This is a genomic window from Rhodanobacter sp. C06 (assembly GCF_002001105.1).
Taxonomy (GTDB): domain Bacteria; phylum Pseudomonadota; class Gammaproteobacteria; order Xanthomonadales; family Rhodanobacteraceae; genus Rhodanobacter_A.
Map to the genome: position 1 here is coordinate 77,985 of NZ_MUNP01000027.1, position 20,941 is coordinate 98,925.

General features: G+C 69.5%; 20 protein-coding genes and 1 riboswitch. Of the genes, 9 read left to right on the forward strand and 11 right to left on the reverse strand.

Annotation, left to right across the window (positions count from 1 at the left end):
* Window positions 1-178 precede the first annotated feature (178 nt).
* The 4 genes from B0E52_RS02365 to B0E52_RS02380 form a co-directional block, all read right to left on the reverse strand.
* Complete coding sequence (locus tag B0E52_RS02365) at window positions 179-712, reverse strand: rRNA large subunit pseudouridine synthase E (RefSeq protein ID WP_077481376.1); 534 nt, start codon at window positions 710-712, stop codon at window positions 179-181.
* 19 nt (window positions 713-731) lie between these two features.
* Complete coding sequence (locus tag B0E52_RS02370) at window positions 732-1,532, reverse strand: methyltransferase (RefSeq protein WP_254426672.1); 801 nt, start codon at window positions 1,530-1,532, stop codon at window positions 732-734.
* Between the two features lie 156 nt (window positions 1,533-1,688).
* Window positions 1,689-2,351, reverse strand: a complete 663-nt coding sequence (locus tag B0E52_RS02375) for an NYN domain-containing protein (protein ID WP_077481380.1) — start codon at window positions 2,349-2,351, stop codon at window positions 1,689-1,691.
* A gap of 98 nt (window positions 2,352-2,449) precedes the next feature.
* Window positions 2,450-3,373 carry a LysR substrate-binding domain-containing protein gene (locus tag B0E52_RS02380; RefSeq protein WP_077481382.1) on the reverse strand — a complete coding sequence of 308 codons (924 nt, stop codon included), beginning with the start codon at window positions 3,371-3,373 and terminating at the stop codon, window positions 2,450-2,452.
* A 103-nt stretch (window positions 3,374-3,476) separates the two neighbouring features.
* Here B0E52_RS02380 and B0E52_RS02385 point away from each other — a divergent pair, with 103 nt between their 5' ends.
* Genes B0E52_RS02385 through B0E52_RS02400 form a run of 4 tightly spaced genes read left to right on the forward strand, consistent with a single transcriptional unit; the run spans window position 3,477 to window position 5,471 of the window.
* On the forward strand, window positions 3,477-3,686 hold the full coding sequence (locus tag B0E52_RS02385) for a hypothetical protein (RefSeq protein ID WP_077481384.1): 210 nt from the start codon (window positions 3,477-3,479) through the stop codon (window positions 3,684-3,686).
* A gap of 29 nt (window positions 3,687-3,715) precedes the next feature.
* Window positions 3,716-4,117, forward strand: a complete 402-nt coding sequence (locus B0E52_RS02390) for a cupin domain-containing protein (RefSeq protein ID WP_077481386.1) — start codon at window positions 3,716-3,718, stop codon at window positions 4,115-4,117.
* Between the two features lie 34 nt (window positions 4,118-4,151).
* Entirely contained in the window at window positions 4,152-4,466 is a 315-nt protein-coding gene (locus B0E52_RS02395; RefSeq protein ID WP_077481388.1) for an antibiotic biosynthesis monooxygenase, read from the forward strand.
* A 48-nt stretch (window positions 4,467-4,514) separates the two neighbouring features.
* Window positions 4,515-5,471: an aldo/keto reductase gene (locus B0E52_RS02400; RefSeq protein ID WP_077481390.1), complete on the forward strand. Its 957-nt coding sequence runs from the start codon at window positions 4,515-4,517 to the stop codon at window positions 5,469-5,471.
* Here the strand turns inward: B0E52_RS02400 and B0E52_RS02405 are convergent.
* Entirely contained in the window at window positions 5,461-6,561 is a 1,101-nt protein-coding gene (locus B0E52_RS02405; RefSeq protein ID WP_077481428.1) for a TraB/GumN family protein, read from the reverse strand. The genes B0E52_RS02400 and B0E52_RS02405 overlap by 11 nt on opposite strands.
* Window positions 6,562-6,672: 111 nt before the next feature.
* Window positions 6,673-6,758: riboswitch (ZMP/ZTP riboswitch) on the forward strand.
* A gap of 21 nt (window positions 6,759-6,779) precedes the next feature.
* Between B0E52_RS02405 and B0E52_RS02410 the strand changes: the two genes are divergently transcribed.
* Complete coding sequence (locus B0E52_RS02410) at window positions 6,780-7,412, forward strand: LysE family translocator (protein WP_077481392.1); 633 nt, start codon at window positions 6,780-6,782, stop codon at window positions 7,410-7,412.
* Window positions 7,413-7,468: 56 nt separating this feature from the next.
* On the opposite strand, the gene B0E52_RS02415 is transcribed toward B0E52_RS02410, so the two are convergent.
* Window positions 7,469-9,697, reverse strand: a complete 2,229-nt coding sequence (locus tag B0E52_RS02415) for an NADP-dependent isocitrate dehydrogenase (RefSeq protein WP_077481394.1) — start codon at window positions 9,695-9,697, stop codon at window positions 7,469-7,471.
* 193 nt (window positions 9,698-9,890) lie between these two features.
* Here B0E52_RS02415 and B0E52_RS02420 point away from each other — a divergent pair, with 193 nt between their 5' ends.
* Window positions 9,891-11,885 carry a bifunctional 2',3'-cyclic-nucleotide 2'-phosphodiesterase/3'-nucleotidase gene (locus B0E52_RS02420; RefSeq protein ID WP_077481396.1) on the forward strand — a complete coding sequence of 665 codons (1,995 nt, stop codon included), beginning with the start codon at window positions 9,891-9,893 and terminating at the stop codon, window positions 11,883-11,885.
* Window positions 11,886-12,141: 256 nt separating this feature from the next.
* Here the strand turns inward: B0E52_RS02420 and B0E52_RS02425 are convergent, their stop codons facing one another.
* The 5 genes from B0E52_RS02425 to B0E52_RS02445 all read right to left on the reverse strand — a co-directional run bounded on the left by B0E52_RS02425 (window position 12,142) and on the right by B0E52_RS02445 (window position 16,615).
* The gene (locus tag B0E52_RS02425) at window positions 12,142-12,963 is read right to left on the reverse strand and encodes a helix-turn-helix transcriptional regulator (protein WP_077481398.1); all 822 of its coding nucleotides are present in this window, start codon (window positions 12,961-12,963) and stop codon (window positions 12,142-12,144) included.
* A 33-nt stretch (window positions 12,964-12,996) separates the two neighbouring features.
* Window positions 12,997-13,830 (reverse strand): alpha/beta hydrolase, encoded by an 834-nt coding sequence (locus tag B0E52_RS02430; protein ID WP_077481400.1) that lies wholly within the window; start codon window positions 13,828-13,830, stop codon window positions 12,997-12,999.
* Window positions 13,831-13,880: 50 nt separating this feature from the next.
* Window positions 13,881-14,249 (reverse strand): nuclear transport factor 2 family protein, encoded by a 369-nt coding sequence (locus tag B0E52_RS02435; protein WP_077481403.1) that lies wholly within the window; start codon window positions 14,247-14,249, stop codon window positions 13,881-13,883.
* A 444-nt stretch (window positions 14,250-14,693) separates the two neighbouring features.
* Window positions 14,694-15,986, reverse strand: a complete 1,293-nt coding sequence (locus B0E52_RS02440; RefSeq protein ID WP_077481405.1) for a cytochrome c — start codon at window positions 15,984-15,986, stop codon at window positions 14,694-14,696.
* Entirely contained in the window at window positions 15,983-16,615 is a 633-nt protein-coding gene (locus B0E52_RS02445; protein WP_343124491.1) for a c-type cytochrome, read from the reverse strand. Before B0E52_RS02445 ends, B0E52_RS02440 begins: the two co-directional genes overlap by 4 nt.
* Before the next feature lie 517 nt (window positions 16,616-17,132).
* Between B0E52_RS02445 and B0E52_RS02450 the strand changes: the two genes are divergently transcribed.
* Genes B0E52_RS02450 through thrC form a run of 3 tightly spaced genes read left to right on the forward strand, consistent with a single transcriptional unit; the run spans window position 17,133 to window position 20,603 of the window.
* Window positions 17,133-18,284 (forward strand): homoserine dehydrogenase, encoded by a 1,152-nt coding sequence (locus tag B0E52_RS02450; protein ID WP_077481407.1) that lies wholly within the window; start codon window positions 17,133-17,135, stop codon window positions 18,282-18,284.
* Window positions 18,281-19,276 carry a homoserine kinase gene (locus B0E52_RS02455; RefSeq protein ID WP_077481409.1) on the forward strand — a complete coding sequence of 332 codons (996 nt, stop codon included), beginning with the start codon at window positions 18,281-18,283 and terminating at the stop codon, window positions 19,274-19,276. The genes B0E52_RS02450 and B0E52_RS02455 overlap by 4 nt, the downstream gene beginning before the upstream one ends.
* The gene (gene thrC / locus B0E52_RS02460) at window positions 19,269-20,603 is read left to right on the forward strand and encodes a threonine synthase (protein ID WP_077481412.1); all 1,335 of its coding nucleotides are present in this window, start codon (window positions 19,269-19,271) and stop codon (window positions 20,601-20,603) included. The genes B0E52_RS02455 and thrC overlap by 8 nt, the downstream gene beginning before the upstream one ends.
* Window positions 20,604-20,941: the final 338 nt, after the last annotated feature.

Sequence of the window (20,941 nt, forward strand, 5' to 3'; positions counted from 1 at the left end):
GCGCGGACTCCGTGGGGACGGACGCCGCGATTATCGCGCCTCAGTGCATGGTTTTTTTTGCGATCGTCCCTGATCGCGAGGATCAAACGGGGCGGCCATCCATGGCTGCACTCCCTACCCTCTTGCGATCATCCATGATCGCGAGGATCAAACGGGCGGCCATCCATGGCCGCACTCTTCAAGCGATCACGCGCGTTTCGCCCGGCGCAAGTCCATCGAGCGCGTAGTCACCGATGCGCACGCGGATCAGCCGCAGCGTGGGGAAACCTACCGCCGCGGTCATCCGCCGCACCTGGCGGTTGCGGCCTTCGCGCAAGGTGAGCTCGAGCCAGCTGGTGGGGATGCTCTTGCGGAAGCGCACCGGCGGGTCGCGCGGCCACAGCCAGTCCGGCTCCTCCGCGTGCTCGGCAGGCGCCGGCAAGGTGGGGCCGTCGTTCAACAGCACGCCGCGGCGCAGCGCGGCGAGCGCCGCGTCGTCGATCGTGCCATCCACCTGCACCAGGTAGGTCTTGGGTTGCTTGTGGCGCGGGTCGGCCAGCCGCTGCTGCAGCCGGCCGTCGTCGGTGAGCAGCAGCAGGCCTTCGCTGTCGTGGTCCAGCCGGCCCGCGGCGTAGACGCCCTTCTGTTTCACGTAGTCGGCCAGCGTGGGCCGGCCGTGCTCGTCGGTGAACTGGCAGAGCACGCCGTAGGGCTTGTTCAGCGCGATGAGCATGGCCGCCGTGTGCGCGGTGTTAGTGCGCTGGCGCGGCGGTGGCTTCCACCGGCTTCACGAAGCGCAGCGTCATGCGGTCCGATTCGCCGATCGCCAGATACTTCGCCCGGTCCTTGTCGCCCAAGGTCAGCGTGGGCGGCAAGGTCCACACGCCCTTCGGATAGTCCTTGGTGTCCCTGGGGTTGGCGTTGATCTCGCTCTGGCCGGCGAACCTGAAGCCGGCGTCGGTGGCGAGCTTGATCACGTAGTCCGTGGGCAGGTAGCCGCTGGATTCCACGGCGGCCAGGCTGGCGCCCGGCGCGGCGCGATGGTCGGTCACGCCGAGCACGCCACCAGGGCGGAGTACGGCGAAGAACGCCTTGAACATCGCCGGCGCGGTGCCGGCCTCGGTCCAGTTGTGCACGTTGCGGAAAGTCAGCACGCGGTCGGCCGAGCCGGGCGGCCCGAACACCGGCGCCCTGGGATCGAACTCGACGATGCGGGCCTTGCCGTAATCGACCGGATCGGCCGCGAATTTCTTGCGCAGCTTGCTGTCGTCGCGTTTGGCTTCGTCACCGCTCGCCGGCACGGGCTCGGCAGCGATGTAGTGGCCGTGGTCGCGCAGCAGTGGCGCAAGCACCTCGCTGTACCAGCCGGCGGACGGGTTGATTTCGACCACCGTCTGGTTCGGCTGGACGCCGAAGAATTGCAGCGTGGCCTTCGGGTGGCGGTAGACGTCGCGCGCGCGATTCGCCGGCGAGCGCCAGCCGCCCGCCAGCACGGCATCGATGCTGCTGGCGCCGGTCGACGATACCGCCGCGCCGGCGGGTGGATGCTTCATCGCCTGCTGCGCGCCTGCCGCTGCGCCGAAAACCATCAGTGCAATGCCTATTCCACGGAGCTGCGAACGTTTCATGGTGACTCCTCGTACATGAAGCCGGCCGCACACTCTGCCGGCCGGTCAGTGGGGGAACGGTCGAGACGTAACAGCCGCGCCTCAGAACGGTCGCGGACACACCGATTGCAGGCCGTCGATATGCTCGTGCAAGTCCGAGGCGATGCCCTGCCACATCGGGTCGAGGATGAAGTCTATGCCTTCGCGTCGCGCCAGCTTCGCGGCGGGGATGAAGTCCGCGTCCCCGGCCACCAGCACGATCTGGTCCACCAGGTGCTTGTAGGCCAGCGCGGCGATGTCGATGCCGATCTTCATGTCCACCTGGGTCTGGCGCATGTCCGGCTCGTAGTGCTCGTCGCGCAGGTCGTCCCATTTCAAGCTGCCGTCGCGGAGCTGCTGCATGGCCTGGTACTTCAGCTTCCACTCGCCGCGCTCGGCGAGCCGGCCCAGCCGCAGCGCCATCTTGCGCTGGCGGCGCAGCTGCTCATGCAGCTCGCGGCGGAACGCGGCGGCGCCGCTGCGGCCGAAGTCCACGCTGTCGCCGCTCACCGGGCGCGCGAAGGTCTTGTCCAGCGGCGGGCAGTCGTAGAAGAAGATGCGGTACAGCGATTCGCGCGGGCGGTCCAGCGCCTTCAGGTGTTCCAGTGCCATGCCGAACACGGTCTTGGCCACGGTGCGTGCGTCGTTCGCGTCGCGCTCGCCCCACACCTTGCGGTAGCGGGCGAGGAAGAAGGCGCCGTCGACGAGGATGGCGGTGCGTTGCATAGGAAATCCTCATGGGGTGCAGCTAATAAAGTACGCATGGTCCGCGCGCAACGGCGCGCGCCCGCATTTTACGCAATGCCTGTCGTCGGCGAAGCGGATCAGGCGACGGGCAGCAGTGCGTCCGGCTCCCACACGTGCATCTGCTCGCGAAAGGTCTTCGCCTCGACCAGCAGCCACTCGCGGAAGGTCTGCAGGCCGCGGTGCTCCTGCGAGCGCGGCGGGTAGACCAGCCAGTACGCCTCCGGCACCGGCAGGTAGTGGCTGCCCAGCACCACCAGCAGGCCGGCGTCGATCAGCGATTTCGAGGTGACCATGCGGCCCAGCCCCACGCCGAGGCCTTCCAGTGCCGCGTGGCGCGCCGCGTCGACGCTGTCGAAGTTCGCCACGCGCCGCGCGGGCAGCTTGCCGCCGAAGCGCTGGAACCAGTCGCGCCAGCGGTCGGCCGGGTTCGGATCGCCCAGCAACGGCCAGTCGCTGAGGTCGGCGGAGCTGGCGCCGCCCATCCGCGCCACCAGCGCCGGCGCCGCCACCGGAGCCAGCCATTCGGCGAACAGCCGGTCGGCATGCAGGCCCGACCACTCGCCGCGACCGTAACGCAGCCCGCAGTCCACCGGCTCGCGCTCGAAATCGACCAGCGCCGACGAAGACTGCAGGTTGAGCTCCAGATCCGGATGCGCCGCCACCATGCGCGGCAGGCGCGGCATCAGCCAACTCGACATGATGCCGGGGCTGGCGCTGAGGGTGAGCGCGTCGTGACGGTGTTCGCGGTAGCGCATCAGCGCGTGCTCGATGCCGTCGAAATGCTCGCCCACCGCCTCGAACAGGCGGCAGCCTTCCACGGTGAGGCTGACCCCGCGCGGGCCGCGCTCGAACAGGCGCCGGCCCAGCCGATCCTCCAGCTGGCGCATCTGGTGGCTGAGCGCGCTCACGGTGAGATTGGCCTGTTCGGCGGCGCGCGACAGCTTGCCGAAGCGGGCGACCAGCACGAACTGCTGCAGCAAGTCCAGCGAGAGCCGCGTCATCTTGAATTTCCTTCAAGGCAGACTTGCGAAGATATCGCTTTTTCGGCGCGGCGCCACGCTTTACCTTGCACTCGTCCCCACCCCCACTTGCAAGGAATTCACCATGCGCTCGCCCTTCGTCGGCCTGCTGCTGCAGCACGGCCATGTGCATTCCCCTGAACTCGTCCGCGAGCTGGATCGCGCGGACCAGCGTCCGCTGACCCTGCGCGGTGCGTTCCGTCAACTCACCGCGCCGGACGCCGCCGAACGCCGCAACTCGTGGCGCGCCACGGCCGGCGGTGCGCGCCGGCTGTTCCCCATCAACTCGCCCTGAGCTGGTCAGCCGGGCATGCCCGCACCGGCATGCCCGGTCGGGGCGCCCATGAACGGAGTGCGACCGTGAACCGCCAGGCCATCAACTTCCAGCAAAAACTCGCCCTCTTCGCCGAGCCATGGCAGCCGCGGGTCGTGGCCGAAATGAACGACTACCAGTTCAAGCTCGTGCGGCTGGTGGGTGACTTCGTCTGGCATGCCCACGCGGACACCGACGAGGTCTTCATCGTCCTCGAAGGCCGGCTGCGCATCGACTTCCGCGACGGCGCCGTGGAGCTCGCCGACGGCGAGATGTTCGTGGTGCCGAAGGGTGTCGAGCACAAGCCGTTTGCCGACGGCGAGGCCAAGGTGTTGCTGGTCGAGCCGCGTGGCGTCGTCAACACCGGGGACACGGCCAGCGAGCGCACGACCCGCAACGACATCTGGGTCTAGGCGTACCCTGATTGACCCGGCACGGGAGAACCCCATGATCTGCCGCATCTGGCACGGCATCACGCCACGCGCCAAGGCCGATGCCTACGCGCGCTTCCTTGAGCAGCGCGCGATTCCGGACTACCGTTCCGTTTCCGGCAACCGCTCGGTCGCCGTGCTTCGGCGCGACGAAGCCGAGGTCACGCACTTCCTGACCGTGACGCACTGGGATTCGGAGGAGAGCATTCGTGCCTTCGCCGGAGACGCGTTGCTCACGGCCAAGTACTACCCCGAGGACCGGGACTATCTGCTGGAATTCGAGCCGCAGGTCCGGCACTACGTCGTGAGTGCTTTCGAAAGTTCCGGCTGAGTCGGCGCTCGTGGTGCCGTCTGGCCGCATCGGCATCAGGAGATTTCCATGCAATACCGCCCGCTCGGCCGCTCGCCGCTCTCCATCGCCCCGCTGGTGTTCGGCGGCAACGTGTTCGGCTGGAGCGTCGACGAGGCGCGCGCATTCAAGCTGCTCGACGCGTTCGTCGACGGCGGCGGCAACACGGTCGACACCGCCGACGTCTACCCGGCCTGGGTGCCGGGCAACCACGGCGGCGAGTCGGAAGCCATCATCGGCAAATGGCTGCAAAAGAGCGGCAAGCGCGACCGCGTGCTGATCGCCACCAAGGTGGCGAAGTGGGACCGGCATCCCGGGCTGTCGCCGATCAACCTCCGCGCGGCGGTGAAGGGTTCGCTCCAGCGCCTCAGGACCGACCGCATCGACCTCTACTTCGCCCACCAGGACGATGCCAGCGTGCCTATGCACGAGACACTGGGCGAGTTCGCGCGATTGATCGGGGAAGGCAAGGTGCGCGCGATCGGCGCCTCCAACTTCACCACCGACCGCACCGTCGAGGCGCTGGCGGTGTCGAAGGCATACGGCCTCCCCCGCTACGAATGCCTGCAGCCGGAATACAACCTCGTGGCGCGTGCCGGCTACGAGACGGCACTCGAACCGCTGGTGCGCGAGCAAGAGCTGGGCGTGACCTGCTACTACGCGCTGGCCAGCGGCTTCCTCAGCGGCAAGTACCGCAGCGCGGCGGACTTGGCCAAGAGCAGCGCGCGCGGCGGCGCGGCGAAGCGCTTCCTCAACCCGCACGGCCTGGCGGTGCTCGCCGCGCTGGACGACATCGCCGCCACGCACAAGGCCACGCCCGCGCAGGTGGCGCTGGCCTGGCTGATCGCGCGTCCGTCCGTCACCGCGCCGATCGCCAGCGCCACCAGCGTGCCGCAGCTGCAGGAACTGCTGGGCGCGATGCAGCTCGACCTGGGTGCCGACGAAGTCGCCGCGCTGGACCGCGCCAGCGCAACGATCAGCGCGTGACGCTGGCCGCCGCGGCCGGTGCCGTGGCGCTGCCTGCGGCGACCGGCGCCTCGTCCAGCCCCGGCGGCGCCTCCACCGTGTAGCCCGCGGCCTTCAGCTTGCTCAAGTAGCCGGTGGGCGAGAGCAGTTCGCCCATCGGCAGCAGCGCGAAGCTGCTCGCATTGTCCGCCAGCGCCTTGCGCGCCGCGCCCAACCACACGGCCTCCAGTTGCGCGGGCACATCGTCGAGACCGAGCTGGTGGGCGAAGCCGGCGCTGGTGATCGCGGTGACGCAGGCGTCGCGGCGATGGCTGTCGGGCAAGCGGCGCAGCTCCTCCAGGTCGCCGGTGGCCCAGGCGTTCGCGCGCGCGGTCATCGCCGGCAAGTCGTGCTCGATGCTGTCCAGCGTGCGGTTGAAGCATTCCAGGTCGCTGGGCGCCGCGGCCTTGAACGCCTTCAGCGCCTCGCGCGGCTGCTTGATCTCCACGCGGTATTCCACCGGCGTCTCCGGAACGCCGTCCTGCTTCGCCATCGCCGCCACCGCACCCGACACGCCTCCATCGTTGCTCAGCCCATTCGCCTTGAGCGCCTTCCGGTACAACTCCTGCGCCGCGAACAGCGGGCGCCAGCGTTCGATGCCGCTGTCGCCGCCGAGGTACTTCCGCTTCAGCGCCTGCCAGCGCGCGTAGGTCGGCGCATCCATCACCTGGTCCAGCGTCTTGCCGTCCGGGTTCTTGCGCGCGCCGTAGGCCGTGGGCAGCAGGAAAAGCTTTCCGAAGAAACCTACGTCCGCCTTGAGCTTGATCTTCGGCTCCAGCAGTACCTGCCTAGCCTGCGCGAGCACCTGCGCCACCTCGCGCGACTCCCACTGGATATGCCCCGGCAGCGGCGACAGCGTCCCCAGCACCCGCAGCACGTGATCGCCCTTGCTTACCTTCCACAAGCCGGGCCCGGGCACCACGCCGCTGACGACCACGGGCGAGAGCAGGGGCACGTCGCTGGGCACTGGTGGCGCCGTGGTCGTGGCGGCTGATGGCGGCAGCCGTGCCGGCACGGCAAGCACAGCCGGTGCGGCAAGCACGAAGCACAACGGCACGGTCCAAGGGCGCATCAGTTTCATCCTCATCGTCGATTGCCGGCGTTGTGGCCGAGGCAGTTGCGCGATGTTCGCTGCCGCAGCGGCAACGGCACTTGAACGACCATCGCCATGTCGGAACAATGGTCGCGTTCGCGTCACTGGCGCCGCGAGAGGGAGCACCCTCGGGGAGCGCGGACACCATACCGTAGCCGCGCGCCTGGGCACTCCTCCTTCCGCAACGGAGCCGTGCCATGCCTACAACACCCCATCTGCTTGCCTTCGCACTGATCGCCTTCGGCCTCGTGCTCACGCCGGGTCCGAACATGATCTACCTGATCTCGCGTTCGATCTGCCAAGGCCACGTAGCCGGCCTGATCTCGCTTGGCGGCGTAGCGCTGGCGTTCGTCGTCTATCTGCTGTGCGCAGCGCTGGGCATTACGGCCTTGCTGTTCGCCGTGCCCTATGCCTACGACGCCTTGCGTTTCGGCGGCGCGCTCTACCTGCTCTGGCTGGCGTGGCAAGCAGTGCGCCCCGGCGGGCGCTCCCCGTTCCATGTGCGCGAGCTGGAACGTGTACAGCCCCGCAAGCTCTTTGCAATGGGCTTTCTCACCAACCTGCTCAATCCGAAGGCCGCAGTGCTCTATCTTTCACTGCTGCCGCAATTCATCAGCCCCGGGCACGGCAGTGTATTGAGCCAGGCGCTGGTGCTCGGCGCCACGCAGATGGGCATCAGCCTCACGGTGAACGCTGTCATCGTCGTGCTTGCCGGCAGCATTGCCGCATTCCTTGGCAGTCGGCCACGCTGGCTGGGCGCGCAACGCTGGATGATGGGTACGGTGCTCGCCGGGCTTGCTGTACACATGGCCGTACAGTCGCGGCGTTGAAGCGACAAAACAAACGGGGCGCCGCGGCGCCCCGTTTCGCCTGCCGGTCCGGTTGCTTACTTCAACCCCGCCAACGCCGCATTGAACGTGCCGCTGGGCCGCATTGCCTTGCTTACCAGCGTCATGTCGGGGTGGTAGTAGCCCTTGATGTCGACGGGCTTGCCCTGCGCGCCGTTGAGTTCGCCGACGATGGTCGCCTCGTTCTCGGCGAGCACCTTGGCCAGCGGGGCGAACTTCGCCTTCAGCGCGGCGTCCTCGCCCTGCGCGGCCAGCGCCTGCGCCCAGTACAGGGCGAGGTAGTAGTGGCTGCCGCGGTTGTCGAGTTCGCCCACCTTGCGCGCGGGCGACTTGTTGTGGTCGAGGATCTTGCCGTTGGCCTGGTCCAACGTCTTCGCCAGCACCTTCACCCGCGCGTCGCCGGTCTTGTCGCCCACGAATTCCAGCGAGGCCTGCAACGCGAGGAACTCGCCCAGCGAATCCCAGCGCAGGTAGTCCTCTTCGAGGAACTGCTGCACGTGCTTGGGCGCGGAGCCGCCGGCGCCGGTCTCGAACAGGCCGCCACCGGCCATCAGCGGCACGATGGAAAGCATCTTGGCGGACGTGCCCAGCTCCATGATCGGGAACAGGTCGGTGAGATAGTCGCGCAACACGTTGCCGGTGACCGAGATGGTGTCCTGGCCCTTGCGGATGCGCTTCAGCGAGAACTTCGTGGCCGCCACCGGATCGAGGATGCGGATGTCGAGGCCGGCGGTGTCGTGGTCCTTGAGGTAGCGCTCCACCTTCCTGATGATCTCGCGGTCGTGCGCACGCTGGGCATCGAGCCAGAACACCGCCGGCGTGTTGCTGAGGCGCGCGCGCGACACCGCGAGCTTCACCCAGTCCTGCACCGGCGCGTCTTTGGTCTGGCAGGCGCGCCAGATGTCGCCGGCTTCCACGTCGTGCTGCAGCAGAACCTTGCCGGTTTCATCGGTGACCTTGACCACGCCATCGGCGGCGATCTGGAAGGTCTTGTCGTGCGAGCCGTATTCCTCGGCCGCCTGCGCCATCAGGCCCACGTTGGGCACGCTGCCCATGGTCGCGGGGTCGAACGCACCGTGTGCCTTGCAGTCGTCGATGGTGACCGCATACACGCCGGCGTAGCTGCGGTCGGGAATGATCGCCTTGCAGTCCTGCAGCTTGCCTTCGGCGTTCCACATCTTGCCGGAGTCGCGGATCATCGCCGGCATCGAAGCGTCGATGATGACGTCGCTGGGCACGTGCAGGTTGGTGATGCCCTTGTCGGAATTCACCATCGCCAGCGCCGGGCGCTTCGCGTATTCGGCCGCTATGTCGGCCTTGATCGCCGCCTGCGTCTCCGCCGGCAGGCTGCCGAGGCGCGCGTAGAGGTCGCCGATGCCGTTGTTGGCATCGAAGCCGGCCTGCTTCAGCGCGTCGGCATGCTTCGCGAGCACGTCCTTGTAGAACTCGTTCACCACCACGCCGAACATGATCGGGTCGGACACCTTCATCATGGTGGCCTTGAGGTGCACCGAGAACAGCACGCCCTTCGCCTTGGCGTCGGCGACCTGCGCATCGATGAAGGCGGCCAGTGCCTTGCGGCTCATCACCGACGCGTCGAGGATCTCGCCGGCCTTCAGCGCCACCTTCTCCTTCAGCAGCTTGCTGGAGCCGTCCTTGCCGAGCCACTCGATCTTCACCGCGGTGGGCGCATCCACCACCACGGATTTCTCGCTGCCGTAGAAATCGCCGCCGTCCATGTGCGCCACGTGGGTCTGCGAATCCTTGCTCCACGCGCCCATCTTGTGCGGGTGCTTGCGCGCGTAGTTCTTCACCGAGAGCGGCGCGCGGCGGTCGGAATTGCCCTCGCGCAGCACCGGGTTCACCGCACTGCCCTTGACCTTGTCGTAGCGCGCCTTGGCGTCCTTCTCGGCGTCGTTGGCGGGCGTGTCCGGATAATCCGGCAGCGCGTAGCCCTGCGCCTGCAGCTCCTTGATCGCGGCCTTGAGCTGTGGCACCGAGGCGCTGATGTTAGGCAGCTTGATGATGTTCGCGTCCGGCGTGGTGGCGAGCCTGCCCAGCTCGGCGAGATGGTCGCCGATCTGCTGCCCATCCTTCAGGCGGTCCGGGAACTGCGCCAGGATGCGCCCCGCCAGCGAGATGTCGCGCGTCTCCACCGCGATGGCCGCGGTGGCGGTGAACGCCTTGACGATCGGCAGCAGCGAAGCGGTGGCGAGGAACGGCGCTTCGTCGGTGAGGGTGTAGATGATCTTCGGCGTATCGGACATGGTCGGCACGACTCTCTGACGGCAAGGGGGAATGGCAGCGGGCCATTGTCGCGGTTTCGCGGGCAGGCGGCAAAGCGCGTGCCGTATCGGGCCACATCGCCTGCAGGCGGCGCCGACCGCGACACGCTGCGGCCTGCGCGCCGTCGCGGCGATCTGCTAGTTTCCCGAATCCATGTGCTTATGCGATCCCGTCATGTTCCCACGCCGCACCATCGTCGCCTTGTTCGCAGCCGCCCTGCTCGCCGGCTGCGCCCACCAGCCCGTGCATGCGCCCGCGCTGCCGGACGGCACGCGCGCCACGGTGGCGATCCTGGAAACCACCGACATCCACTCCAACATCCTCGGCTACGACTACTACAAGCAGAAGGCCGACCCCACGCTGGGCTTCGAGCGCACCGCCACGCTGATCAAGCAGGCGCGCGTGCAGTTCCCGAACCACTTCCTGTTCGACAGCGGCGACACCATCCAGGGCACGGTGCTGGCCGACTGGCAGGCACAGGTGCAGAAGCTGGCTTGCGACCAGGAGCTGGCGATCTACCGCGCGATGGACGCGGTGGGCTACGACGGCGGCACCGCGGGCAACCACGAGTTCAATTACGGGCTGGCTTACCTGTCGCAAGTCACCGGCACGCCGATGAACGTGGACGGTGGCACGCGGCAGCGCTGCGCCGGCCCGCATTTCCCGCTGGTGCTGGCGAACGTGGACAGCGCACGCGACGGCGCACCGATCTTCAAGCCGTGGACGATCGTCACCAAACCGATCGCCGTGCAGCTGCCTGACGGCAAGACGGAAAGCGTGCCGCTGCGCGTGGCGATCATCGGTTTTACCCCGCCGCCGATCCTGCAATGGGACAAGCAGAACCTGGCCGGCAAGGTGACCGTGGACGGCGTGGTGGAGGCGGCGAAGAAGTACCTGCCGCAGATCGAGGCGCAGCATCCCGACCTGGTGGTCGCGATCGTGCATGGCGGCCTCGACACCGCACCGTACACGCCCGCGATGGAGAACGCCGGCTGGCATCTCGCCGGCGTGCCCGGCATCGACGTGCTGCTGCTCGGCCACTCGCACACCGAGTTCCCCGGCCCGCGCTTCGCGGCGATGAAGGACGTGGACGACATGCACGGCTTCGTGCGCGGCAAGCCGGCGGTGATGGGCGGCTTCTTCGGCAAGGATCTCGGCGTGATCGCGCTGGCGCTGGATCGCGTCGACGGCCGTTGGGTGATCGACAAGCAGGACACGCACAGCGAGGTACGGCCGATCTGCACGAAGCCCGGCGACGCCGCCAGCTGCGTGGCGGCCGATCCCGCCATCGCGCCGCTGGTGGCGAAGGTGCAGCAGGCCGCGGTGGCCTACGTGAACACCCCGATCGGCGAAAGCCGCGTGCGCATGTCGAGCTATTTCGCCGACGAGGGCGACATGAGCGCGCTCGCCGTGGTCAACGCCGCGCAGCGCGACTACGTGCGTGCCGAGTTGCCGCGCCTGCATCCGGAACTCGCGGACGTGCCGGTGCTCTCCGCCGCCGCCGCGTTCCGCACCGGCTTCGGCGGCCCGGACGACTACACTGACGTGGCGCCGGGCCCGCTCACCCTGCGCAGCGCGGCCGACCTCTACTTCTATCCGAACACGCTGGCCTCGGTGAAGACCGATGGCGCGGGCGTGAAGGCGTGGCTGGAGGAATCCGCCAGGCGCTTCAACCGCATCGACCCGACGAAAGGCACGCCGCAGGAACTCGTCAACACCCGCTTCCCTGGCTTCAACTTCGACCAGATCCAGGGCGGCATCCATTACGTCATCGACGTGAGCAAGCCCGCGGGCCAGCGCATCGTGTCGCTGAGCTTCGACGGCAAGCCGGTCACGCCCGACCAAGCCTTCATCGTGGTCACCAACAACTACCGCGCCAGCGGCGGCGGCCGCTTCCCGGGGCTGGACGGCAAGAACATCGTGCTGGCCGCACCCGACGGCACGCGCGAGATCGTGGCGCGCTGGCTGCAGCAGCATCGCGAGATCACCGCACGCGAGCTGCCAGCCCGCTCCTGGTGTTTCGCCCCGCTCAAGACCGCCGGACCGGTGCTGTTCACCAGCGCCAGCGGCAAGGCCGCCATCGCGAAGTCCGACGGCCTCGATTCGATCCGCGAGGTGCAGGACCACGGCGACGGCACCGCCACCTACGCCATCGACCTGTCGCGCTGACGAGCACTGCCCGGTGGCGCGCTCCCGCGGTGCCGCCGGCCTCGGCTAGAGGTAGCACAATGGATGGCGGTCCGGACGATCAATCGCGCGCCTCTGCTCGCAGCGCGCCGGATCGCACTCGACGAGCTTGACGAGCGGGCGGCGCCACTCCAGTTCGACCCGACCCTCGTTCACCGGCAGCGGCGCCACCTCGCGCGCCGGCCCGAAACGCGCGGAAACGGTCGAGCCGGGTCCGCGCCCTGGGCGAGACCTTTGCTCAGAGCGGCATGGCGGGTTCGTCCGACTCCGCCATGCGCCGCAAGCATTCGGCCGTCGTCGCATCGGCAGGCACGAAGGCCTCCAGCGCCAGTTCGGCCAAGGTAATGTCCACCGGCGTGCCGAACACCGTGGTGGTACTGAGCATGGAGAGCACTTGGTCGCCCACCTCCAGTTGCATGGGTACGGCTATGGACGTCTGGACGTCCGCCACACCCGAGCCGTCCGGAACCGGCATGGCTTGCAGTTCGCGCAGCAACGCGACGAGCACGGGGTCGTGGCAGGCATCGATCTGTTGACGCAGGCGCTGCAACAGGTGTGCTCGCCATTGACCCAGATTGCGTATGCGCGGCGCGAGCCCGGCAGGATGCAGGCTCAGGCGAAGCACGTTGATCGGCGGCTCCAGCAACACGGGCGCCACGCCGCCAAGCAGGCGCAGGGTTGCCCCGTTGCTGGCGACGAGCTGCCAGTAGCGGTCAACTGCCAGCGCCGGGCAGGGCTCCAGCCCCTTGAGCAGCAGGTCGATGGTGGCGCGTGCGGCAGCGAGCGCAGGATCGTCCAGGGTGCGTTGGCGAAAGGTGGGCGCGAAGCCCGCGGCGATCAGCAGAGTATTGCGCTCGCGCAACGGCACGTCGAGGTGCTCGGCCAGGCGCAGGATCATGTCGCGGCTGGGCTGCGCGCGGCCGGACTCGACGAAGCTCAAGTGCCGCGTGGAGAGTTCCGCATCGGTGGCGAGTTCGAGTTGAGAGAGGCGTCGGTGGCGACGCCACTCGCGCAGCAGGTCGCCGACTGGGCGGGCGGTGTCGATGGGTTGGGCGTTCATGCGGCGATGATGCCAGCGGTCGGAGGTCGATGGTCAGGCGGCCCGGGGCACGCCGCCGGCCTCGCGCAGGAAGGCGTGGATGTCCGCCACCAGCCGCTCGTAATGCGTGTGGTAGAACCCGTGCGGAGCGCCGTCGTACTCCAGGTACCGGCCGTTCGGCACCATCGCCGCGATGGCGCGACCCTGCTGCACCGGCTCGCTGGCATCGCGGTTGCCGTGGATCACCAGCAGCGGCACCGGCAAGCTGCGCAACTCCTCGCGCAGGTCCACGCGCTTGGCGCGGAAGCATTCCACCAGCGCCTGCAGCGAGGTGTCGCAGATCATGTCGATGGTGTACTGCATGTATTCCGGCGTGGTACCGGTTTCGGCGGGCAGGAAGAAGTCGTTCGCGTTGTCGGTCAGCCAGTACGGCAGGTCATGGCGGATCGCGGCGAGCACCGCCGCAGTGGTGGGTTCGTCCATGCTCCACGGCTCGCGGCTGCCCTCGACGTAGCTGGGTGCGGTCGGGGCAAGGAAGACCGCGCGGGCGACGCGTCCGCGGCCATGCCCTGCGAGGCAGCGCGTGGCTTCGCCGCTGGCCATCGAGTGCGCGACCACGCTGACGTCGCGCAGATCCAGGTGTTCGAGCAGTTCCGCCAGATCGTCGGCGAGGCGGTCCAGCCGGTAGCCGTGGCCGGGGTCGTCCGAACGGCCATGGCCGCGCCGGTCCAGCGCGATGCAGCGATAGCCGAGTTCCTGGAAGTGCAGCATGTATGGGGCCCAGGCGCGCGAATCCAGCGCCCAGGAGGCGACGAACACGATGGGCCGGCCGCGACCGCAGTCGCGATAGAACAGTTGCGTGCCATCGGTGGTGGTGAAGTGGCTCATGGCGTACTCCGGCAGAGGTGATGCGGGGAGACAGGCGTGGCGCAAGCGGCTCAGGCCGCCTGCGGCACCTTGTCCAGGAAGCCGTGGATGCGGCGCACGCGCCCCTCGTCCAGTTCCGCCACGTCGAAACCGACCACCAACGGTTCGTCGTTGCCCGGAGCGATCAACTGCCACCGGAAGCGGGCCAGGTCGTGATGCGCGTCCACTTCGCCGGCGAGGGCGAAGCGATGGCCGGGGAACATGCCTTGCACCGCGGCGATGGTGGTGTCGATGCCTTCCCAGCCGCGCACCTGCGCCATCGGGTCGGTGTAGGCGACGTTCTCGGCGTAGACGCGCTCGATCAGCGCGCGACGACGCAGCGGATCGGTTTCGTTCCAGCTGCGGATGTAGTTCTCGATCAGTTCGCGGATGGCGCTCATGGCTGTGCTCCGTGGTGGGTGTGGGCACAGCTTGCGGTGGCCACCGCCGCAAGACGATTACTTCGCAGGTAATGGAGTGGCGCAGCTCGCCTCGAGCAAGGGACTGCCCAGGCCGTGGGCGAGCCGGAGGGGATGGCGACTGCAGGCCCCATGGATTCGGGCACAGGAGCCGCCGATGCGTGCCCGTGACTGAACCGTCGGCGTGGTCGACCGAGCCGCCTGACGCCGTGCAAGCGCGAACAGCCAAAACCGATCTTCAAGATCCGGCTGGCGGCGACCGATGCGCGGGCCACCCGAGGAGCGGGTCGCCCCACGTATCGTTTGGGCGCCAGGGGAAGCATCCGGTGCGCCCGCCACGCGGACGGCACGGGCAAGCTCCGCGAAGCACAGGAACACGGCGGCGGCACCGCGACCTGCGCGATCGACCTCGCGCGCCGAACGCGCTCAATCCACCGGCGTGTGGCGCAGGCGACCCACTTCGGCGGGCCACACCGCGCTGGCGCGGTTCGACCAGGACTGGCGGATGTAGTTGACCACCGCGGCCACCTCGTCGTCGCTCAACTGCTGCGCGAACGGCGGCATCGAATACGGCCGCGGGTTGCCGACGGTGGCCGGCGCGAAACCGCCAAGCAGCACGCTGCGCACCGCATTGGTGGCCGTGGGCGCGGTCACCGAGCTGTTGCCGTCCAGCGGCGGATAGACGCCGGGCGCCCCTTCGCCCTGCTTGCCGTGGCAGGCGGCGCATTGCCGCGCGTAGAGCTCGCCGCCCTGCGCGTGGCTGGCGGCCTGCGTGTATGTGGCGGGCGCGGGCGCAGGTGCACGCGCGGGCAGCGCCTGCAGGTAGACCGCCACCGCCTGCAGGTCGACGTCGCTCATGTGCTGGGTGCTGTTGCGCACCACGTCGGCCATCGGACCGAAGGCGACGCCCCTGGCCGACTGGCCGGTCTTGAGCAGGTCCACGATGTCCTGGCTGCTCCAGCCCGCCAGGCCGCCGCCCGGCTGCGTGCCGAGATCGGGCGCATACCAGTCCTGCACGGGAATGGTGCCGCCGGCGAGGTGGCGATCCTGCTCCATGCCGCCCCAGGCGTTGCGCGTGGTGTGGCACTCGTTGCAATGGCCCAGGCCCTGCACGAGGTAGGCGCCGCGGTTCCATTCCGGCGACCGGGCCGGATCGGGCCGGTACACGCCCGGCTTGAAGTACAGCGCACGCCACGCCAGCAGGCTGCTGCGCACGCTGTAGGGGAAGGCCAGGCGCGGCGCGCGATCGGGCTGGTGCACCGGCGGCAGCGATTTCAGCCAGGCGAAGATCGCCAGCGCGTCGTCGCGGGTGACCTTGGTGAACGAGGTGTAGGAGAACACCGGATACAACGGCTCGCCGCGGCGGCCCTTGCCCTCGTGCAACGCGCGCCAGAAGTCTTCGAAGCTCCACCGGCCGATGCCGGTCTCCGGATCGGGCGTGATGTTGGGCGCAGGCACGTCGCCGAACGGCGTGGCGAGCACGCGGCCGCCGGCATAGCGCTGGCCGCCGCGCTCGGTGTGGCAGGCGGCGCAGTCGCCCACGGCGGCAAGGTATTCGCCGCGGGCGATCAGCGCGGGGGCGCGCAGTTTCGCGGCCTCCGCCTCAAGTTGCGCGGGCGGCATCTGCTGCACGCAGCCGGGCGCGAACAGCCACCAGCCGAGCAGCGCCATCCCGAGCAGCACGAAGATCAGGATGCCGCGTCGCCACCAGCGTTTCATGGATTCACCCCGCCATTGCCCGGCACGCACCAGCCCGGCAGCGGCTCGCGCTGCGCACCGGCCGGCACGGGATGCATATCGGCCGGCGGCGGCTGGCTGGCCAGCCACGCGGCCACTGCGGCGACATCGTCGCCGGTCATGCGGTTGGCCACCACGACCATGCAGCCGGGGCCGTCGGCAACACGCTGATGCGTGCGCCACGCATCGAGCTGGGCGTCGATGTAAGCGTAGGACAGGCCCGCCAGGCCCGGCATCATCGGTTCCACGCCGGTCAGCGTATCGCCGTGGCAGCTCGCGCAGGACGGCACGCCGCGGCTGGGGTCGCCGTGGCGCACCAGCTGCTCGCCGCGCTGCATCGCGGCGGCGGCCACCGCTGGCGCCGCCTGCCGGCGGTACGGCACCTGCTGGGCCGCGAAGTATTCGGCGATCTGGCGCAGGTAGTCCGGGCTCAGCTGGCGCACCACGTATTCCATCGCCGCATGATGGCGCCGACCGCTCTGGAAGGATGCGAGCTGCTGCTGCAGGTAAGCGGCCGGCTTGCCGGCCAGGCGCGGCACTTTCGCGTCGCCGGGCAGGCCTTCGCCGCGGGCGCCGTGGCAGCTGGCGCAGGCGGCCACGCGCTGCTGCATGGGGTCCGGGACATCCGTTGCAGCGGCTGCCGCACCGGCGCCTGGCGCAAGCACCGCGACGCCGGCACGGAGCAGCCAGCGCAAGGGGGAGGAGGAATTCATCGCCGCCATTGTAGTGACGCGGGTCCGCGCCGGACGGCCGAAACGGGCCATCGCGACAACCTGCCGCGGCCGGCTGCCGTCATCGGCAGCGGCAGCGGCAGCGGCAGCGGCAAAACAGTTGCAAATGCACCTGTTGACTGCAGTGCAGCATCGGACTTAGTGTCAGCGCCATGTCGCCGCATTCCGCCCTCGTTCGCATGCACTTCGCCCCGGCTTCCGCCGGCCGCATGCCATCACGCGCGGGCGACATCGCCAGCATCATTACCACCACGATTACCACCGGTACCGGTACCACGCGTCCCGGGCGGAGCATCGTGCGTAGCTGAGTTTTCCCACGCAACGGCCCGCCCTCGACGAGGCGGGCCGGCACGCGCCGACACGCCAGACGGGACGGGCCTCCAACGGAGAGGCCGTCGTGATCACCTGTGCACCCGAGCAAGTCCCGCTGCATCCCCTGCCGCCGCTGGCGATGCCGCGCATCGGTACCACCGGCCAGCGCACGCTGGCGGTGGGCGTGATCGGCCCCGGCCGGGTCGGCGGTGCGTTGCTGGACCAGTTGCGCGCGGCGCAACCGCGGCTGGCGCGCGACCACGCACTGGACCTGAAACTGTGCGGCGTGGTGGCCAGCAAGCGCATGTGGCTGGACTGCGACGACGCCGAGCTCAACGGTCGCCACGGCGGCGCGCAGACCTGGCGGCCGAACGACCTCGACGCGTTCGCCGCCCACGTGCGCGGCGACGGCGACCGCCACGCGCTGCTGATCGACTGCAGCGCCAGCGAGGCGGTGACCGCGCACTACCCATACTGGCTGGCCGCCGGCCTGCACGTGGTGACGCCGAACAAGCTGGCCGGCAGCGGCCCGCTGGAGCGCTGGCAGGCGATCCGCGCCGCCTGCGCGGGCGGCGCGCGCTTCCGCTACGAGGCCACCGTCTGCGCCGGCCTGCCGGTGGTGCAGACCCTGCGCGACCTGCTCGACACCGGCGACGAACTGCTCGGCATCGAGGGCATGTTCTCCGGCACGCTGGCGTGGCTGTGCAACCGCCACGACGGCAGCCAGCCGTTCTCCGCGCTGCTGCGCGAGGCGCATGCGCTGGGCTACACCGAACCCGATCCGCGCGCCGACCTGTCCGGCCTCGACGTGGCGCGCAAGCTGGTGATCCTCGCCCGCGAGGCCGGCTGGCCGCTGTCACTGGAACAGGTGGACGTGGAGAGCCTGGTGCCGCCCGAACTGGTCATGCCGGCGCCGGAGGAATTCATGCAGCACCTGGCCGAACTCGACGCGCCGCTGGCCGCGAAACTGGCCGCCGCGCGCGCCGCAGGCGGCGTGCTGCGGCACGTCGCCAGCCTCGACCACCATGGCCGCGCCAGCGTGCGCCTTGCGGTGCTGCCGACCGCACATGCCTTCGCGCACAGCCGGCTCACCGACAACGTGGTGCAGTTCACCACCCGCCGCTACTGCGATAATCCGCTGCAGGTGCAAGGCCCCGGCGCGGGGCCGGAAGTCACCGCGGCCGGCGTGTTCGCCGACCTGCTGCGCATCGCCGAGTCGCTGGGGGTGCCGGCATGAACGCCCTCGCCGATGTCCCCTTGCAGGAACCCATGAGCGCACGATCGCCCCGCCTGGACCACGCCGCCGCCTTCGCCCCCGCCTGCGTGGGCAACGTGGGCGTGGGCTTCGACATCCTCGGCCACAGCATGGCCGGCGCCGGCGACCGCGCCGAAGTGCGCCGCATCGCCGAGCCGACCGTGCGCATCGCGGCGATCCACGGCGTGACCCGCGGGCTGCCGCTGGAAGCGCAGCACAACACCGCCGGCGCCGCCCTGCTCGCGCTGCGCAAGGCGCTGGGCCTGCACCACGGTTTCGAACTCGTGCTGCACAAGGGCATCGCGCTGGGTTCGGGCATGGCCGGCTCGGCGGCCTCCTGCGTGGCCGCGCTGGTGGCCGCGAACGCGCTGCTGGAACGTCCGCTGCCGCGCGAGGCGCTGTACGGCTTCGCGATGGACGGCGAGGCGGTGGCCAGCGGCGGCCGCCATGGCGACAACGTGGGCCCGCAACTGCTGGGCGGACTCACGCTGGCCACGCACGAGCGCGTGCTGCGCATCCCGGTGCCCGCCGACTGGCACTGCGCCCTGGTGCATCCGCACTGCGTGCTGGAGACGCGCAAGTCACGCGCCGCGCTGGCCGGGCATTACGCGCTGGGCGAGTTCGTGGCGCAGAGCGCGAACCTGTCGCTGCTGCTGGCCGGCTGTTTCCGCGGCGACGCCGCGCTGGTGCGCGAAGGCCTCAAGGATGTGCTGGTGGAGCCGCGGCGCGCGCCGCTGGTGCCGAACTTCGCGCGCGTGAAGCAGGCGGCGCGCGATCATCGCGCGCTGGGAGCGAGTATTTCCGGCGGTGGGCCCAGCGTGTTCGGCTGGTTCGAGCATCGCGCCGAGGCGGAGGCGGCTGCCGTGGCGATGCGGGCGGCGTTCGCCGAGGCCGGGTTGGGCAGCGACGCCTTCGTGGCGCCGATTGATGGGCCGGCGGCGGTGCTGGTCGATGACGGGATGGCGCATGAGTGACTCGCTGCGCTACATAAGCACACGCGGCCGCGCGCCGGCCGCCACGCTGGGCGAGGCCATCGCCGCGGGGCTGGCGCCGGATGGTGGCTTGTATGTGCCGGAGCGGTTGCCGACGCTCGATCCGGCGGACTTCGATGCACGGGGAACGCTGGCGGATACCGCGGCGACGTTGCTGGCGCCGTTCTTCGCGGGCGACCCGCTCGCCGCCGGACTGCCGGCGATCTGTGCGGAGGCGCTGGATTTCCCGGTGCCGATGCGCACGCTGCCGTATCGCGATGCGCAGGTGCTGGAGTTGTTCCACGGGCCGACGGCGGCGTTCAAGGACGTGGGTGCGCGCTTTCTCGCCGCCTGCCTGCGCCGCCTGCCGCGGGCGGATGCGCGGCCGCTGACCATCCTGGTCGCCACCTCGGGCGATACCGGCGCGGCGGTGGGCGCGGCGTTCCATCGCCAGCCGGGCGTGCCGGATTCAAATGTGCGCGTGGTGATCCTGTATCCCGACGGCCTGGTCTCGCCGCGGCAGGCGCACCAACTCGGCTGCTTCGGCGACAACGTGCAGGCGCTGCGCGTGGCCGGCCGCTTCGACGATTGCCAGCGCATGGTGAAGGCCGCGCTCAACGACGCGGAACTGCAGCGCGATGTGCCGCTCAGTTCCGCTAACAGCATCAGCCTCGGCCGGCTGCTGCCGCAGATGAGCTACTACGCGCATGCCGCGCTGGGTTTCTGGCGCGAGCGCGGCGCAGCGCTGAGCTTCATTGTGCCCACCGGCAACCTCGGCAATGCGTTGGCCTGCCTGTGGGTGCGCGCGCTGGGCCTGCCGGTGGGCGAAGTCCGGTTGGCCTGCAACGCGAACGCCACGCTGCCCGAGTTCTTCGCGGGCCGCGACTACGCGCCGCGCCAGGCGGTCGCCACGCTGGCCAACGCGATGGACGTGGGCGCGCCCAGCAACTTCGAGCGCCTGTGCTGGACTTTCGGGAGCGACAACTTCGCGCTGCGCCACGCCCTGCACGCCGAAAGCGTGGACGACACCACCATCCGTCACACGCTTGCCGCACACGCGCGCGAACATGGCGAGGTGTTCTGCCCGCACACGGCGACCGCCGTGCACCTGCTCGATCGCCTCCGCGCCAGCAGCGACGCGCAACCGTGGGCCGTGGTCGCCACTGCGCATCCGGCGAAGTTCGAGCAGGTGGTCGAGCCGCTGCTCGGCCATCCCGTCGACGTGCCGTCCGCGCTGGCGGCGATGCTGCAACGCTCGGCCAGCGCCGAACCGCTGGCGGCGACGAATGCCGCGCTGGAACGCTGGCTGCGCGAGGAGGCCGCGGCCTGAACGCAGCCACGACGGCGACCGCACGCGCTATGCGACAGGACCGGGCAGCCGCTAGGATAGGTCGAGCGGGAGCGCCTGCGTCACGGATCGCGCATACGATCCCGCGCCTGCGGCCCGCGGCCCCGTCCGCGACCGCGGCGGCGCGACCGCCGCCATCCGTCGCGGCCGCCCAGAGGCAGCCGCGTGCCAGCCAGCAGATCCCAAGGACGCTCGCATGCGGAATCCGCAAGACAGCAAGATCGCCATCATCGGCCTGGGCTACGTCGGCCTGCCGCTCGCGGTGGAATTCGGCAAGCACTACGCCACGCTCGGCTTCGACATCAACCAGACGCGCATCG

Excerpts from the sequence above, each read along its gene's own strand:
- B0E52_RS02440 (WP_077481405.1), bottom strand. The coding sequence starts at position 15,986 with ATGAAACGCTGGTGGCGACGCGGCATCCTGATCTTCGTGCTGCTCGGG.
- B0E52_RS02385 (WP_077481384.1), top strand. The coding sequence starts at position 3,477 with ATGCGCTCGCCCTTCGTCGGCCTGCTGCTGCAGCACGGCCATGTGCAT.
- B0E52_RS02420 (WP_077481396.1), top strand. The coding sequence starts at position 9,891 with ATGTTCCCACGCCGCACCATCGTCGCCTTGTTCGCAGCCGCCCTGCTC.
- thrC (WP_077481412.1), top strand. The coding sequence starts at position 19,269 with ATGAGTGACTCGCTGCGCTACATAAGCACACGCGGCCGCGCGCCGGCC.
- B0E52_RS02375 (WP_077481380.1), bottom strand. The coding sequence starts at position 2,351 with ATGCAACGCACCGCCATCCTCGTCGACGGCGCCTTCTTCCTCGCCCGC.
- B0E52_RS02390 (WP_077481386.1), top strand. The coding sequence starts at position 3,716 with ATGCCCGGTCGGGGCGCCCATGAACGGAGTGCGACCGTGAACCGCCAG.
- B0E52_RS02370 (WP_254426672.1), bottom strand. The coding sequence starts at position 1,532 with ATGAAGCATCCACCCGCCGGCGCGGCGGTATCGTCGACCGGCGCCAGC.
- B0E52_RS02415 (WP_077481394.1), bottom strand. The coding sequence starts at position 9,697 with ATGTCCGATACGCCGAAGATCATCTACACCCTCACCGACGAAGCGCCG.
- B0E52_RS02410 (WP_077481392.1), top strand. The coding sequence starts at position 6,780 with ATGCCTACAACACCCCATCTGCTTGCCTTCGCACTGATCGCCTTCGGC.
- B0E52_RS02395 (WP_077481388.1), top strand. The coding sequence starts at position 4,152 with ATGATCTGCCGCATCTGGCACGGCATCACGCCACGCGCCAAGGCCGAT.
- B0E52_RS02405 (WP_077481428.1), bottom strand. The coding sequence starts at position 6,561 with ATGCGCCCTTGGACCGTGCCGTTGTGCTTCGTGCTTGCCGCACCGGCT.
- B0E52_RS02365 (WP_077481376.1), bottom strand. The coding sequence starts at position 712 with ATGCTCATCGCGCTGAACAAGCCCTACGGCGTGCTCTGCCAGTTCACC.
- B0E52_RS02445 (WP_343124491.1), bottom strand. The coding sequence starts at position 16,615 with ATGCAGCAGCGCGTGGCCGCCTGCGCCAGCTGCCACGGCGCCCGCGGC.
- B0E52_RS02435 (WP_077481403.1), bottom strand. The coding sequence starts at position 14,249 with ATGAGCGCCATCCGCGAACTGATCGAGAACTACATCCGCAGCTGGAAC.
- B0E52_RS02380 (WP_077481382.1), bottom strand. The coding sequence starts at position 3,373 with ATGACGCGGCTCTCGCTGGACTTGCTGCAGCAGTTCGTGCTGGTCGCC.
- B0E52_RS02430 (WP_077481400.1), bottom strand. The coding sequence starts at position 13,830 with ATGAGCCACTTCACCACCACCGATGGCACGCAACTGTTCTATCGCGAC.
- B0E52_RS02400 (WP_077481390.1), top strand. The coding sequence starts at position 4,515 with ATGCAATACCGCCCGCTCGGCCGCTCGCCGCTCTCCATCGCCCCGCTG.
- B0E52_RS02455 (WP_077481409.1), top strand. The coding sequence starts at position 18,281 with ATGAACGCCCTCGCCGATGTCCCCTTGCAGGAACCCATGAGCGCACGA.
- B0E52_RS02425 (WP_077481398.1), bottom strand. The coding sequence starts at position 12,963 with ATGAACGCCCAACCCATCGACACCGCCCGCCCAGTCGGCGACCTGCTG.